The organism is Delftia sp. 11MD (assembly GCF_050907895.1).
GTDB lineage: Bacteria > Pseudomonadota > Gammaproteobacteria > Burkholderiales > Burkholderiaceae_C > Comamonas > Comamonas tsuruhatensis.
In genome coordinates this window covers 1,043,049-1,055,811 of the sequence record NZ_CP194333.1, presented here as the reverse complement: position 1 = coordinate 1,055,811, position 12,763 = coordinate 1,043,049, and the positions used below count along the sequence as shown (strand labels likewise).

The window sequence follows — 12,763 nt, the reverse complement described above, 5'->3', positions numbered from 1 at the left end:
GCGGTGCGGTTGTACCGGCAAATCCTCCGAGTGTATGCGCGCGCATGGATTGCATCGGCGTCAGGAAAGTAAGCGAAGGCTGCCGCTCATGCAAAATGCGCGCTGGACCTGCCTTGCGGCAACCGCTTCCCTTTACCCATAGAACAACGCCCACCGCCTAATGCTGGACCGCATCACCGCCTCGCTGCCCTCGCTTGCTCCCGCCGAACAACGCGTGGCCCGCCTGGTGCTGGCCGATCCACGGGCCTTCGCACGGCAGCCGGTGCGCGAACTGGCCGAGCGTGCCCATGTCAGCAAGCCGACGGTGGTGCGCTTTTGCCGCAGCATGGGCTACGACGGCCTGGCCGATTTCAAGCTCAAGCTGGCCGGCAGCGTCAGCGAGGGCGTGCCCTTCATCCACCGCAGCGTGGACACCGACGACAAGACCAGCGACGTGATGGTCAAGGTGGTGGACAACGCCGTGGCCGCCTTCCTGCAATACCGCAATGCCGCCAGCACCACGGCCATAGAGCAGGCGGCGCAGGCCATCGCCTCGACCTGGCAGACAGGCCGGCGCATCGAGTTCTACGGCGCGGGCAACTCGGGCATCGTGGCGCAGGACGCGCAGCACAAGTTCTTTCGCCTGGGCGTGACCAGCCTGGCCACCAGCGACGGCCACATGCAGGTGATGAGCGCCACCCTGCTGGGACCCGGCGACTGCGCGGTGATCATTTCCAACTCGGGCCGCACGCGCGACCTGATGGACGCCGCCGACATCGCGCGCAAGAACGGCGCCACCACGATTGCCATCACCGCCAGCGGCTCGCCCCTGGCCTCGGCCTGCCACATCCATCTGGCCGCCGACCATCCCGAGGGCTACGACCGCTACAGCCCCATGGTGTCGCGCCTGCTGCACCTGCTGGTCATCGACGTGCTGGCCACCTGCGTGGCGCTGCGCATCGGCCCGGCCCTGCAGCCTGCGCTGGAGCAGATGAAGAACAACCTGCGGGCCAAGCGCTACACGTAGCACCGGCCCCCAGGCCCACCCGCCTCGTTCAGCCCTGCCAGCGCCTGAGCACCAGCGAGGCGTTGACGCCACCAAAGCCGAAACCGTTGACCAGGGCATGCTCCATGGCCCAGGGCCTTGCCGCGCCGGCGATCAGGTCCAGCCCCTGGGCCAGGGGATCGGGCTCCACGAGATTGCGCGTGGCCGGCGCCATCTGGTCGCGCAGCGCCAGCACCGTGAAGATGGCAGCCACCGCGCCCGCCGCGCCCAGCAGATGGCCCGTGGCCGACTTGGTGGAGCTGATCGCCACGCCGCTGCCCTCGCCAAACAGGGAGCGCATGGCTGCCAGCTCGCCCCGGTCGCCCACGGGCGTGGAGGTGGCGTGGGCATTGAGGTACTGCAGCTGATCCGGCGACAGCCCGGCCATGGCCAGCGCCTGCGCCATGCTGCGGCGCGCGCCGTCGCCATCTTCCGGGCCCGAGGTGATGTGATAGGCATCGGCACTGGTGCCGTAGCCCACCACTTCGGCCAGCGGCACGGCGCCGCGCGCCAGGGCGTGGTCCAGCCCCTCCAGCACCAGGGCGCCCGCGCCCTCGCCCATGACAAAGCCGTCGCGGCCCGCGTCGAAGGGGCGCGAGGCCTCTTCGGGGCGGTCGTTGTATCCCGTGGAAAGGGCCTTGGCCGCCGCGAACGCACCCAGGCTCACGCGGTCGATGGCTGCCTCGGCGCCGCCGCACAGCGCCACGTCGGCCTCGCCCGAACGGATCATGCGCAGGCCGTCGCCCAGGGCCTGCACGCTGGCTGCGCAGGCGGTGACGGGGGCTCCCAGCGGTCCCTTGAGCCCATGGCGTATCGACACATGCCCGGCCGCGAGATTGACCAGGAAAGACGGTACGGTGAAGGGCGACAGGCGCGACACCCCCCGGCTGTCCGTGGTGCGCACGGCCTGGGCAATGGCGCCAAAGCCGCCGATGCCCGAGCCAATGATGCAGGCCGTGCGCGTGCGCTCGTCCTCGCTGGCAGGTTGCCAGCCGGCCTGGGCCAGCGCCTGGTCCGAAGCGTCCAGCGCCAGCGGGATGAAGCGGTCCATCTTGCGCTGGTCCTTGGGCGAGACCACGGCATCGATGTCCCAGCCGCCTTCCGGGTCGCGGGCCAGGTCGGGCACCTGGCCTGCCACCTGGCCCGGCACATCGGGCGCCAGATCATCGGGCAGCCGGCTCAGGCCCGATGCGCCGGACAGCAGCCGGCGCCAGGCCAATTCAGTGCCCCGACCCAGCGGCGAGACCATGCCCATGCCCGTGATGACCACGCGGCGTGCGAGAGGACCCGTGCTCATGAACGCTCCCTGATGGACCATGCAGAGACTGCAGCGCGCACGGGGCACAGGCTGCTCGGGATTGAAGAGGCGTTCATCGGTTCTTCCCTGTAGAGTGCACAGCCCCTGCCGCAGATGGTGAGCATTGCCTGCAGGCACGGACTTATGATGATGGCCGTCATCATAAACGCATTTTGATGACAACCATAATCATTGGACAGTGCACATGAAAGTCACGAAAGCCCAGGCCGCGCAGAACCGGCAGGACATCCTCGAAGCCGCTGCGCGGCTGTACCGCGAGCACGGGCTGGACGGCGTCGGCGTGGCCGAGGTGACTCGCGGCGCGGGACTCACCCACGGCGGGCTCTATCGCCACTTCGAATCCAAGGACGCGCTGGTGCGCGAAGCCTGCGCACGCGCCTTCGACTGGTCCATCGCGCCGCTGGACGGCCTGCAGGGTGAACAGGCCGGCAGCCTTGCCGCGCGCGTGCAGTCCTATCTGTCGCCGCAGCACCGCGACAGCCCCGGCGAGGGCTGCCCCGCTGCGGCGCTGGCCGTGGACGTGGCTCGGGCAGGCGGTGATCTTTCAGCGGTGTTCGCCGAAGGGGTGGAACGCAACATCGGCAGGTTTGCGCGCGTGATCGGCACACTTGGCGACGATCAGGCACCCGATGCCGCACAGCGCGCCCAGGCCATGGCCATGCTCAGCAGCATGGTGGGCGCCCTGGTCCTGGCACGTGCCACGGTCGCCGCCAATCCAGCCTTGTCCGACGAGATCCTGGAAACGGTAAAGGCCCACCTTCTTGCGATCGAGGGACAGCCCCGCTGACCGGCTCCGCCTGCGCTATACGTCCTGCGAAGGCAGCGGCATGGCCTGCTCGATCAGGCTGGCGTGCAGGGCAGCGCCCAGCGGCAGCACCTCGTCGTTGAAGTCATACCGGCTGCTGTGCAGCGGCACCCCGGGCTGGGCGCCCGTGGATTGCCCCAGGCGCAGGTAGGCGCCGGGTTTGTGCTGCAGCATGAAGGAAAAATCCTCCGCACCCATGCTGGGCTCCAGCTGCCGGTCCAGGTTCTCCACGCCCACCAGCGCCTGGGCCACGTCGGCCGCAAAGGCGGCCTCCGTGGGGGAGTTGATGGTGGCGGGATAGATGCGCTCGTAGTTGACCTTGGCCGTCGCACCCAGCCCCAGCGCCACCGCGCTGCACAACTCCTGCAGGCGCTGCTCGACACGGTCCTGCACGGCGGGATCGAAGGTCCGCACGGTTCCCACCAGCGTTGCCGTGCCCGGCATCACGCTGAAGGCGCCCAGGTCCCCGGCCTGTACGGCGCACAGGCTGATGACGGCACTGTCGATGGCGCGCACATTGCGCGAGACGATGCTCTGCACCGCCGTGGTGATGTGCGCGGCCGCCAGCACCACGTCCACCGTCTGGTAGGGATGGGCGCCGTGGCCGCCGCGCCCCGTGATCTCGATGGTGATGCGGTCGGCCGCCGCCATCATCGCGCCCATGTTGATACCGACGGTGCCGGCGCGCATGGCGGGCCAGTTGTGCATGGCGTACACGGACTGCATGGGAAAGCGGTCGAAAAGCCCGTCATTGATCATGGCCCGCGCGCCGCCCCGTCCTTCCTCGGCAGGCTGAAAGACCAGCACGGCCGAGCCGTCGAAACGCCGTGTCGCGGCCAGGTAGCGGGCGGCGCCCACCAGCATGGTCGTATGGCCGTCATGCCCGCAGCCGTGCATCAGCCCCTGCTTGCCGGACTTCCAGGGAAATTCGTTGTGCTCGACCATGGGCAGTGCGTCCATGTCGGCACGCAGGCCCACCATGGCGCCCGAACTGTGGCCCTGCCCGCGGATCACGGCCACCAGGCCCGTGGTGCCCAGGCCCTCATGGATCTCGTCCACACCGCACTGGCGCAAGGCCTCCTTGACGCGCGCCGCCGTGAAGCGCTCCTCGAATCCCAGCTCCGGATGCGCATGCAGCTCGCGGCGCAGCGCCGTCAGCTCCGGGTGGTACTGGGCGATCTGGGCAAAGGCCCGACCGCCTGCCTTGTATCGAGTGGCTTCCATAGCCTTGGTTCTTTCGCTTCGTTGGCCTGCGCATTACCTTAACGCAGGAAATCGCGCCCGCCCACCGTCAGCCCATCGACAGGAAACAAAAAGGCCTCCCGAAGGAGGCCATTCGTTGCGCAGACGCCGCGTGTTCAGAAGCGATGGCGCAGGCCGACGGTGAAGCCCGTGCGCTTGGTGGCGCCATTGGCGTCCAGCATCACGCCCGAGCCGCCACTGGTCTTGGTGTGGTCCAGGGCCACATAGGCATCCGTACGCTTGGAGAAGGCGTAGTCGAGCACCGCCACCAGGAAGTCTGCCTTGCCATTGAAATTGCCCGTGCCCGAGCCCGACTGCTTGGCATGGTAGTAATGCGCGCCCACATTGATCTGGGGCGTGATCTGGTAGCCGAAGCCCATCTTGTACATCTGGCGCTTGTTGGCGTCGCCGGCCACGAAGCCGCCGTTGGACGAACCCGTCCAGAAGGAGTTGAGGATGGCCTGGTCGAATCCACCGCCTGCGGTTGCCGCCGGGAATGCGTCCTTGCGCTTGTTCAGGCCGTAGCCCAGGTTGACGTACCAGGGACCCACGCGGTAGGAGCCGCCCAGGGTATAGGCATCGACCTTGGTGCCGGCCGGCAGCGTCGTGCCCAGGTAGCCGGCGCCTGCGGAAATGCCGCTTTGCGAGTAGCGCAGATAGCCGCCGGCCGTCTTGATGGCGCCACCGGGCACCACGCCAGTGCCGACCTTGTCGAAGGTGTTGTTCTCGTCGAACGAATACTGCAATGCGCCGCGCACGGGGCCGAACTCGGCCAGGTACTTGACCATGTTGCTGGCGCGCGCGCCCATGGACATGCCGATTTCAGGCTTGTAGGCCTCCATGTACGGCGAATACGGGAAGGAGGCATAGGTGGACGTCACCAGATCGAACAGCATGTTGTACTGGCGACCCAGGGTGATCTGGCCGAAGCTCTTGCTGCGCAGGCCCACCCAGGATTGCTGGAAGTAGCTGGCCGCAGCCTGCTCGCCGGTGTCGGTGAGGAAACGGGCTTCCAGGTTGGCAATGGCTGCCAGACCGCCGCCCAGGTCCTCGGTGATGTTGATGCCCCAGCGGCTTTGCGACATGCCGCCGCCGATCATCTGGGTCTTGCCGCTCTTGGTCGGGCCTTCATTGGTGGTGTGGCGCACGCCGGCATCGACGATGCCGTACAGCTGTACGCTGCTTTGCTGGGCGAATGCTGCCAAGGGTGCCGTTGCTGCCAACACCGCCAGTGCCACGCTCTTTTTCACGAATGAAGAATTCATTGTGTTGTCTCTCTCTTGTTAACGATTGGTTGGTGGAAATTTCATTCTAGAAACGCTTTTCCCGCCTCGTCACCGTTGGCACAAGCACAACACAGGTCTTTCCCTAGCACAAAACAAAAGAGCCAGTCCGAAGACTGGCTCTTTTTTGCTTCAAATGGCAACTGGCTTACGCCAGCCGTTCATTAGAAAGCGTGGCGGATACCGACTTGCACGCCAGTCTGGCTTTCGCCAGCTTGCACGCCACCAGCGTACACGCCCTTGGCTTGCAGGCCCAGGGTCGAAGCATCCTTGTTCTTCAGGAATGCCAGGTTGCCGTACAGAGAGGTGCGCTTGGACAGGTTGTGCACGTAGCCCAGAGTGATCTGGTGAGCCTTGGAGTCGATGGCCTTCTGGTCGTACAGAGCGTACTGCAGCTTGACTTCGCCCACGCCGCCCACGGGAGCCGAAGCGCCCAGCATGTAGGAGTTGGTCTTGATGTCGCCGCCGATGTCGCGCTTGAACTTGGTCTGTTGCAGCAGGCCGCTCAGCTTGGCAACGCCGAAGTTGTACGAAGCACCCAGGGTGATTTCGTCACGGTCGGTAGCCAGGCCGCCAACGGCAGTCTTTTGCTGGGCAACGCCCAGGCTGGCGCTCAGGGGGCCGTTGTCGTATGCAACGTAACCGCCGATGTAACGGCCGACGCTGTCAGCAGTACCGATGGTTTGCTTTTCGTCGAAAGCGTAGCCAAAGCCGGCGTTGAAACCGCCGAAGTTGGGGGTGTAGTACGAGATCAGGTTGTTAGCGCGGATGCCGTTGTCGTCGGCGCCTTGGCCAGCAGCCCAGTTACGGAAGCCCATGAACTGGCCGATACCGGTGGCGCTGAACAGGTCGTAGGAGGTCAGCTTTTGGAAGGTCGGAACTTGGTCACGGCCCAGGCGCACTTCACCGAAGTTGCCCGACAGGCTCACGGTGGAACGACGCTTGAAGTTGAAGCCGCTGGCGTTGCCATCGTCACCGAAGATTTCGCCTTCCAGCCAGAAGCCAGCCTTCAGACCACCACCCAGGTCTTCCGTGCCGCGCAGGCCCAGACGGCTCGTGGAAGCGCCGCTGGTGCCCAGACCATAACGGCTGTCGCCAGCTGCGTCCTTGTTCACGTAGGCAACGTTGGTGTCCACGATACCGAACAGGGTCACGGAGGATTGAGCCATTGCGGCGCCGGAAGCAGCCAGCACTGCCAGGGCAATCAGAGATTTTTTCATTACGAGTTACTCCAAGGTTTAGAAGGGCGCCGGTCGTGAGGAAGAGAGGCTTGGCCTGAGGCTCCACCGGTTTCCCGCGCCAACCTCCTGGTGGGGAAGTTAGGGCCTATTGCACCAGACCGCCGCTGCCCATGCAAAGAAATTCACCCACAAACGGGCTTGAACCCCCGTTTTTCGTTGCACTGCCGCAACAAACCTGCAGACCAACACAATCAGGCCCAACCCGAACATCGCGCCGGCCTTGTTGCGCTTGCACAAAGAGAGGGCATGTCGTCCTGGTGTACCGTTCAGACCCTGAATTTGCCAAGATTTTCCGCTCTAGGGACCGCCCATGGACAAGATACTGACTGCCGCCGATGCGGCGCTTCGCACCCTGTTTGCACAGCCTTCCGCGGCCGAGCGCTCGCCCGCCACCGGCATCGCGGAAGGTGAGCTGACCGAGGCACAGCGCCGCCTGTCGGGCGCCTTGATGCGCGTCAATCATGTCGGAGAGGTCTGCGCCCAGGCGCTGTACAACGCCCAGGCCATGGTGACGCGCGACATGGTGCTGCGCAAGCATCTGCTGGAGGCGGCCCGCGAGGAAACCGATCACCTGGCATGGACCCGCGACCGGCTCAACGCCCTGGGCGACCGACCCAGCCTGCTGAACCCGCTGTGGTTCGCCGGGGCATTCGCCATCGGCGTGGTGGCCGCCAAGATCAGTGACGCCGCCAGCCTGGGCTTCGTGGTGGAGACCGAGGAGCAGGTTTCCGCCCACCTGGAATCCCATCTGGGCCGTCTGCCCGAGGAGGACCGCCCTTCGCTGGCCGTGGTGGCCCGCATGAAGGACGATGAGGAGCGCCATGCCGCCGCTGCGCGCGAAGCCGGCGCGCTGGAGCTGCCGCCGCCCGCCCGCGCCCTGATGCGCCTGGCCGCCAAGGTCATGACGACGACCGCTCACCGCATCTGAGATCCGAAGCTTCTGAAACGACGGGAGCTGCATCCAGCCAAAAAAGAAGCGGGCCCGGCCCGCTTTCTTCATTCTTGGCGAGTCCCTGCCGAGGCACGGACCCAAGCCCCCAGACGCATCAGGCCTCGACGATGTCGAACCCCGTGGTGATCTCGGCCGTCTTGCCCAGCATGATGGTGGCCGAGCAGTATTTGTCGTGGCTCATGGCAATGGCCCGCTCCACCGCGCCCGCTGGCAGGCCGGTGCCGCTGACGGTGAACTGCATGTGGATCTTGGTGAACACCTTGGGGTCGGTGTCCGCGCGCTCCGAAGTGAGCTTGACGCTGCAGCCTTTGACCGCGTGCCTGCCGCGCTTGAGGATCAGCACCACGTCGTAGGCCGTGCAGCCGCCTGCGCCTGCCAGCAGCATTTCCATGGGGCGGGGTGCCTGGTTCTGGCCTCCATTGGCAGGATTGGCCGCATCCGGCGCCCCGTCCATATTGACCACATGGCCGCTGCCCGTTTCCGCCACGAAGCCCATGCCCGAGCGCATGCCGGTCGTGCCGCCTGTCCAACTCACTGTGCATTCCATTGTTGCGTCCTCAAAAAACTGTTGCTATTTTGCATCAACTACACAAAAACCCTGATTTTGTTGCAACGCAGCACCTGCCGTGCATACAATGCACCCAAGCGTTATCTGAAGGGTTAACCCGGACACCCCTCCAGATGGACTGCAGATTGTGAACCAACTTCACCCTGCATCGCACCAGTTGTCTCCTCCACCTCCTCTATTGGTGGATTCAGCCCCCGGCTTTACAGCCTGGGGCTTTTTTTTGCCTTTGTCGTCCCTGGCCCAGCCTGGACGCTGCACTGCAGCATGAGTCACAAGCGCCTATGATGGCCGCCTGACACCGACGGGCCGCCTCCCGGCCTGCTGCTCTCCAGCCTTTCGCCGACGATGAACCACCCCCTGACCCCTGCCGACTACCTGACCAAGATCCTTACCGCGCGCGTGTACGACGTGGCCGTGGAGTCGGACCTGGAGCCCGCCAAGGCGCTGAGCCGCCGCCTGCACAACAAGGTGCTGCTCAAGCGCGAGGACCAGCAGCCGGTGTTCAGTTTCAAGCTGCGAGGCGCCTACAACAAGATGGCACACCTGTCCGCCGAGCAGCTGGAAAAGGGCGTGATCTGCGCCTCGGCCGGCAACCATGCGCAAGGCGTGGCGCTGGGCGCACGCAAGCTCGGTTGCCGCGCCGTGATCGTGATGCCCACCACCACGCCGCAGGTCAAGATCGATGCGGTACAGGCGCTGGGCGGCGAGGTGGAACTGGCCGGGGAAAGCTATTCCGACGCCTACAAGCACGCCGTCAGGCTGCAAAAGGAAAAGGGCCTGACCTTTGTGCACCCCTTCGACGATCCCTATGTGATCGCCGGCCAGGGCACGATTGCCATGGAAATGCTGAGCCAGCTGCAAAAGCTGGGCAGCCCGCGCCTGGATGCCGTATTTGTCGCCATCGGCGGCGGCGGCCTGATCTCGGGCGTGGCCAACTACATCAAGGCCGTGCGCCCCGACGTGAAGGTGATCGGCGTGCACACCAAGGATTCGGACGCCATGCTGCAGTCCGTGCGCGCCGGCCACCGCGTGGAGCTGGCCGACGTGGGCCTGTTCGCCGACGGCACGGCCGTCAAGCTGGTGGGCGAGGAGACCTTCCGCATCGCCCAGGGCCTGGTGGACGACTACGTGGTGGTCGATACCGATGCCGTCTGCGCCGCGATCAAGGACATCTTCGTGGACACGCGCTCCATCGTCGAGCCCTCCGGCGCCCTGGCCGTGGCGGCGATCAAGCAGTACGTCGCGAAGAACAAGACCAGGGGCGAGACCTATGCCGCCATCCTGTGCGGCGCCAACATGAACTTCGACCGGCTGCGCTTCGTGGCCGAGCGTGCCGAGGTGGGCGAGGAGCGCGAGGCGCTTTTTGCCGTGACCATCCCCGAGGAACGCGGCAGCTTCAAGCGCTTTTGCGAAGTCGTGGGCAAGCTGCCTGGCGGCCCGCGCAACGTGACCGAGTTCAACTACCGCATCAGCCACGAGAACAAGGCCCATGTCTTCGTGGGCCTGACCACGGCAGCGCGCGGCGAGTCCGAGAAGATCGCCAGGAACTTCGAGAAGCAGGGCTTCGAGGCGCTGGACCTGACCTTCGACGACATGGCCAAGGAGCATCTGCGCCACATGGTCGGCGGTCATTCGCCGCTGGCCCAGGAGGAGCGCCTGCTGCGCTTCGTCTTCCCCGAGCGCCCCGGCGCACTGTTCAAGTTCCTCAGCCTGATGGCGCCGACCTGGAACATCTCGCTGTTCCATTACCGCAACCAGGGCGCGGACTACGGCCGCATCCTGGTCGGCATGCAGGTGCCCGCCAAGGATGGCCGTAAATTCGACGCCTTCCTGAGCAATCTGGGCTACCCCTGGGTCGAGGAAACCGGTAACCCTGCCTACCAGCTCTTCCTGAAGTAGGCCCCGCCTCGGCTGTCCAGACATGCAGCCCATACGCCATTTCCTGCTGGCCCTGCAGTTCTTCAGCCGCATTCCGGTCACCGGGCGGCTTGCGGCCTGGGCCGGCTGGAGTCCGGCAATGCAGCACGCCAGCGTGGCCCATCTGCCGGGCGTGGGCTGGCTGGTCGGCGCCTGGGGCGCGGCGTGGCTGCTGGCAGCAGGCTGGCTGCTGGCACCCAGCCCCTGGATGCCGCTGGTTGCCGCCGTTCTCTCCACCGTGGCCACGCTGTGGCTGACCGGGGGACTGCATGAAGACGGATTGGCCGATGTGGCCGACGGCCTGGGCGGCTTTGTCCCGCCCGAGCGCGCGCTGGAAATCATGAAGGATTCGCGCCTGGGAGCCTACGGCGCCATGGCGCTGGTGATGGCGCTGCTGGCCAGGGTCTCCCTGGTCGCGCTGCTGGTCGACATCCACGTGCAATGGGCGGCCTTGCTGCTGTGCAGCATCCATGTGCTGTCGCGCATGGCGCCGCTGGCCCTCATGCAATGCCTTCCCTATGTGGGCCAGGCCCCCCACTCCAAGGCCTTGCACGCCGCGGGTCGGCCATTGGCTGCCAGGGGCCTGGTCGCGGCAATCCTCTGGTGCCTGCCCGCCCTGGCGCTGACAGGCTGGCTGGCGGGCCTGCCGCTCGTCATCGGCCTGGTCCTGCCCGGCGCCCTGGTCACGGCCGCCATGGTGCGCTGGCTGCGCCGTCGCCTGGGCGGCATGACGGGCGATTGCCTGGGCGCCGCCCAGCAGGTCTGTGAACTGGTCATGCTGCTGGGCGCCGCCGCTGTGCTGATGCGCATGCAATGAACGCTCTCCCAACGCCGCGCCTTTGGCTGGTACGCCATGCCCGCCCCCTGGTGGAGCCCGGCATCTGCTATGGCCGGCTCGACATGGAGGCCGACGCCCAGGCCACGGCCGATGCGGCGCAGGCCCTGCATATCGCGCTGCCTGCGGATTGCCGGATGCTGCATTCGCCGCTGCGCCGATGCAGCCAATTGGCCCGGGCTCTGCAGGCCCTACGGCCCGGCCTGGCATCGCAGGCGGATGGCCGGCTGCTGGAGATGGATTTCGGCCACTGGGAAGGCCAGCCCTGGGAGGCGCTGGACCGCAGCGCCATCGATGCCTGGGCGGCAGACCTGGCACGGCACGCGCCGGGCCGGGGAGAGTCCCTGGCCGCCATGCTGCGCAGGGTGGACGAGGCCTTGCAGCAGGTAAGGATGTACTCGAAGGACGACGATGCCGGGCGCGACATCGTCTGGATCACCCATGCCGGCGTGGCGCGCTGCGTGCAATGGCTGATGCGTGAAGGCAACGCCCTGCCTCAGGCGGCCCAGTGGACGCTGCCGGCGCCTGACTTTGGCGGCTGGCTGGTATTGGAACTGCAGCCGCCGCACTGACCGGACTCAGCGCTTGTCGGGCAGGGACAGCTGCAGCGTGATGGAGGCGGGGCCATCGACGCTGGGGCCCAGGCGCGCCTCGCGGCCCGAAACCGACTGCAGCACCACGCCCTCTTCCACGGCACGCCCCACGCGAAACGGCTTGGCCGGCTGGTTGCCCACGGCGATGACCGCCGCGCCGCCGCCGCTGTCGCGACCGGCCAGCACACCCACCAGCGCATAGCGCGAGACCACAGGCGCCGCAACGGGCACAGCAACACCCTGAGCAGCGGCCACGCCCCCCAGGGCCTGCGCCAGCGCGGGCGCATCGACCTGCAGTGCCTCGGGGGGAGCCGGTGGCACGGGCGCCCCCGCGCCGCCATTGCCCAGGCGCATGGCCCAGAAAGCCACGATGCCAGCCGCCAGCAGCCAGAGCACGAATGTGGCCGCCTTGACGTGCCAGGTCCGGGCCTGGCCCCGGTTCAATGAAAGTGTCACCATCGCGCGATTATGATGGAGCGATATGTCCAATTTGCTGCACCGTTCCATGACCAGCCTTCCCCGCCGTCCGCTGCCTGCCCTGCGCACCGCCGTCCAGCGCGGCTTCACGCTGATCGAGCTGATGGTGGTCCTGGTCATCATCGGCGTGCTGGCGGCCCTGATCGTGCCCAACGTGCTGGACCGCGCCGACGATGCCCGCGTCACGGCTGCACGCACCGACATCACCAACATCTCCCAGGCGCTCAAGCTCTACCGCCTCGACAACCAGCGCTATCCCACGGCCGAGCAGGGCCTGCAGGCGCTGATCATCCGTCCCACGAGCGGACCGCTGCCCAACAACTGGAAGCCCTATCTGGAAAAGCTGCCCAACGATCCCTGGGGCCGTCCGTACCAGTACCTGAATCCGGGCATCAAGGGCCCCATCGACATCATGTCCTTCGGTGCCGACGGCCAGGCCGGCGGAGAGGGCAAGGATGCCGACATCGGCAGCTGGCAGTAAGTCGATGGCCCGGGCGATGGCCCGCAA

General features: G+C 66.4%; 13 protein-coding genes. 7 read left to right on the top strand and 6 right to left on the bottom strand.

Annotated features, from left to right (window positions below; all coding sequences use genetic code 11):
* Positions 1-160 precede the first annotated feature (160 nt).
* The gene (locus tag ACRSCF_RS04775; protein ID WP_016448717.1) at positions 161-1,006 is read left to right on the top strand and encodes a MurR/RpiR family transcriptional regulator; all 846 of its coding nucleotides are present in this window, start codon (positions 161-163) and stop codon (positions 1,004-1,006) included.
* Between the two features lie 28 nt (positions 1,007-1,034).
* On the opposite strand, the gene fabF is transcribed toward ACRSCF_RS04775, so the two are convergent.
* Entirely contained in the window at positions 1,035-2,321 is a 1,287-nt protein-coding gene (fabF, locus tag ACRSCF_RS04770; protein WP_244387825.1) for a beta-ketoacyl-ACP synthase II, read from the bottom strand.
* 205 nt (positions 2,322-2,526) lie between these two features.
* Between fabF and ACRSCF_RS04765 the strand changes: the two genes are divergently transcribed.
* Positions 2,527-3,129, top strand: a complete 603-nt coding sequence (locus ACRSCF_RS04765) for a TetR/AcrR family transcriptional regulator (RefSeq protein WP_016448719.1) — start codon at positions 2,527-2,529, stop codon at positions 3,127-3,129.
* Between the two features lie 15 nt (positions 3,130-3,144).
* Here the strand turns inward: ACRSCF_RS04765 and ACRSCF_RS04760 are convergent, their stop codons facing one another.
* The 3 genes from ACRSCF_RS04760 to ACRSCF_RS04750 all read right to left on the bottom strand — a co-directional run bounded on the left by ACRSCF_RS04760 (position 3,145) and on the right by ACRSCF_RS04750 (position 6,892).
* Positions 3,145-4,371 (bottom strand): M20 aminoacylase family protein, encoded by a 1,227-nt coding sequence (locus ACRSCF_RS04760; RefSeq protein ID WP_244387824.1) that lies wholly within the window; start codon positions 4,369-4,371, stop codon positions 3,145-3,147.
* 134 nt (positions 4,372-4,505) lie between these two features.
* Positions 4,506-5,654: a porin gene (locus ACRSCF_RS04755; RefSeq protein ID WP_016448721.1), complete on the bottom strand. Its 1,149-nt coding sequence runs from the start codon at positions 5,652-5,654 to the stop codon at positions 4,506-4,508.
* A gap of 182 nt (positions 5,655-5,836) precedes the next feature.
* Positions 5,837-6,892, bottom strand: a complete 1,056-nt coding sequence (locus ACRSCF_RS04750) for a porin (RefSeq protein WP_016448722.1) — start codon at positions 6,890-6,892, stop codon at positions 5,837-5,839.
* Positions 6,893-7,223: 331 nt separating this feature from the next.
* On the opposite strand from ACRSCF_RS04750, the gene coq7 reads away from it, so the two are divergent.
* Positions 7,224-7,841 carry a 2-polyprenyl-3-methyl-6-methoxy-1,4-benzoquinone monooxygenase gene (coq7, locus tag ACRSCF_RS04745; RefSeq protein ID WP_126310975.1) on the top strand — a complete coding sequence of 206 codons (618 nt, stop codon included), beginning with the start codon at positions 7,224-7,226 and terminating at the stop codon, positions 7,839-7,841.
* Between the two features lie 118 nt (positions 7,842-7,959).
* Here the strand turns inward: coq7 and ACRSCF_RS04740 are convergent, their stop codons facing one another.
* The gene (locus ACRSCF_RS04740; RefSeq protein WP_016448724.1) at positions 7,960-8,412 is read right to left on the bottom strand and encodes an OsmC family protein; all 453 of its coding nucleotides are present in this window, start codon (positions 8,410-8,412) and stop codon (positions 7,960-7,962) included.
* Positions 8,413-8,778: 366 nt separating this feature from the next.
* Between ACRSCF_RS04740 and ilvA the strand changes: the two genes are divergently transcribed.
* Genes ilvA through ACRSCF_RS04725 form a run of 3 tightly spaced genes read left to right on the top strand, consistent with a single transcriptional unit; the run spans position 8,779 to position 11,757 of the window.
* A complete protein-coding gene (ilvA, locus tag ACRSCF_RS04735) occupies positions 8,779-10,332 on the top strand; it encodes a threonine ammonia-lyase, biosynthetic (RefSeq protein WP_046240741.1) in 1,554 nt (517 codons plus the stop codon).
* Positions 10,333-10,354: 22 nt separating this feature from the next.
* Positions 10,355-11,167 (top strand): adenosylcobinamide-GDP ribazoletransferase, encoded by an 813-nt coding sequence (locus ACRSCF_RS04730; RefSeq protein WP_244387823.1) that lies wholly within the window; start codon positions 10,355-10,357, stop codon positions 11,165-11,167.
* The gene (locus ACRSCF_RS04725) at positions 11,164-11,757 is read left to right on the top strand and encodes a histidine phosphatase family protein (RefSeq protein ID WP_034364468.1); all 594 of its coding nucleotides are present in this window, start codon (positions 11,164-11,166) and stop codon (positions 11,755-11,757) included. Before ACRSCF_RS04730 ends, ACRSCF_RS04725 begins: the two co-directional genes overlap by 4 nt.
* A gap of 6 nt (positions 11,758-11,763) precedes the next feature.
* Here the strand turns inward: ACRSCF_RS04725 and ACRSCF_RS04720 are convergent, their stop codons facing one another.
* Positions 11,764-12,237 (bottom strand): type II secretion system protein N, encoded by a 474-nt coding sequence (locus ACRSCF_RS04720; protein ID WP_016448728.1) that lies wholly within the window; start codon positions 12,235-12,237, stop codon positions 11,764-11,766.
* 22 nt (positions 12,238-12,259) lie between these two features.
* Between ACRSCF_RS04720 and gspG the strand changes: the two genes are divergently transcribed.
* Entirely contained in the window at positions 12,260-12,736 is a 477-nt protein-coding gene (gspG, locus tag ACRSCF_RS04715; RefSeq protein WP_016448729.1) for a type II secretion system major pseudopilin GspG, read from the top strand.
* The last annotated feature ends 27 nt before the right edge of the window (positions 12,737-12,763 follow it).

What these genes read in the sequence shown, in the direction of transcription:
- coq7 (WP_126310975.1), top strand. Translation starts at nt 7,224, where the DNA reads ATGGACAAGATACTGACTGCCGCCGATGCGGCGCTTCGCACCCTGTTT.
- ACRSCF_RS04750 (WP_016448722.1), bottom strand. Translation starts at nt 6,892, where the DNA reads ATGAAAAAATCTCTGATTGCCCTGGCAGTGCTGGCTGCTTCCGGCGCC.
- ACRSCF_RS04755 (WP_016448721.1), bottom strand. Translation starts at nt 5,654, where the DNA reads ATGAATTCTTCATTCGTGAAAAAGAGCGTGGCACTGGCGGTGTTGGCA.
- ACRSCF_RS04765 (WP_016448719.1), top strand. Translation starts at nt 2,527, where the DNA reads ATGAAAGTCACGAAAGCCCAGGCCGCGCAGAACCGGCAGGACATCCTC.
- ACRSCF_RS04725 (WP_034364468.1), top strand. Translation starts at nt 11,164, where the DNA reads ATGAACGCTCTCCCAACGCCGCGCCTTTGGCTGGTACGCCATGCCCGC.
- fabF (WP_244387825.1), bottom strand. Translation starts at nt 2,321, where the DNA reads ATGAGCACGGGTCCTCTCGCACGCCGCGTGGTCATCACGGGCATGGGC.
- ACRSCF_RS04740 (WP_016448724.1), bottom strand. Translation starts at nt 8,412, where the DNA reads ATGGAATGCACAGTGAGTTGGACAGGCGGCACGACCGGCATGCGCTCG.
- ACRSCF_RS04720 (WP_016448728.1), bottom strand. Translation starts at nt 12,237, where the DNA reads ATGGTGACACTTTCATTGAACCGGGGCCAGGCCCGGACCTGGCACGTC.
- ACRSCF_RS04760 (WP_244387824.1), bottom strand. Translation starts at nt 4,371, where the DNA reads ATGGAAGCCACTCGATACAAGGCAGGCGGTCGGGCCTTTGCCCAGATC.
- ilvA (WP_046240741.1), top strand. Translation starts at nt 8,779, where the DNA reads ATGAACCACCCCCTGACCCCTGCCGACTACCTGACCAAGATCCTTACC.
- gspG (WP_016448729.1), top strand. Translation starts at nt 12,260, where the DNA reads ATGTCCAATTTGCTGCACCGTTCCATGACCAGCCTTCCCCGCCGTCCG.
- ACRSCF_RS04775 (WP_016448717.1), top strand. Translation starts at nt 161, where the DNA reads ATGCTGGACCGCATCACCGCCTCGCTGCCCTCGCTTGCTCCCGCCGAA.
- ACRSCF_RS04730 (WP_244387823.1), top strand. Translation starts at nt 10,355, where the DNA reads ATGCAGCCCATACGCCATTTCCTGCTGGCCCTGCAGTTCTTCAGCCGC.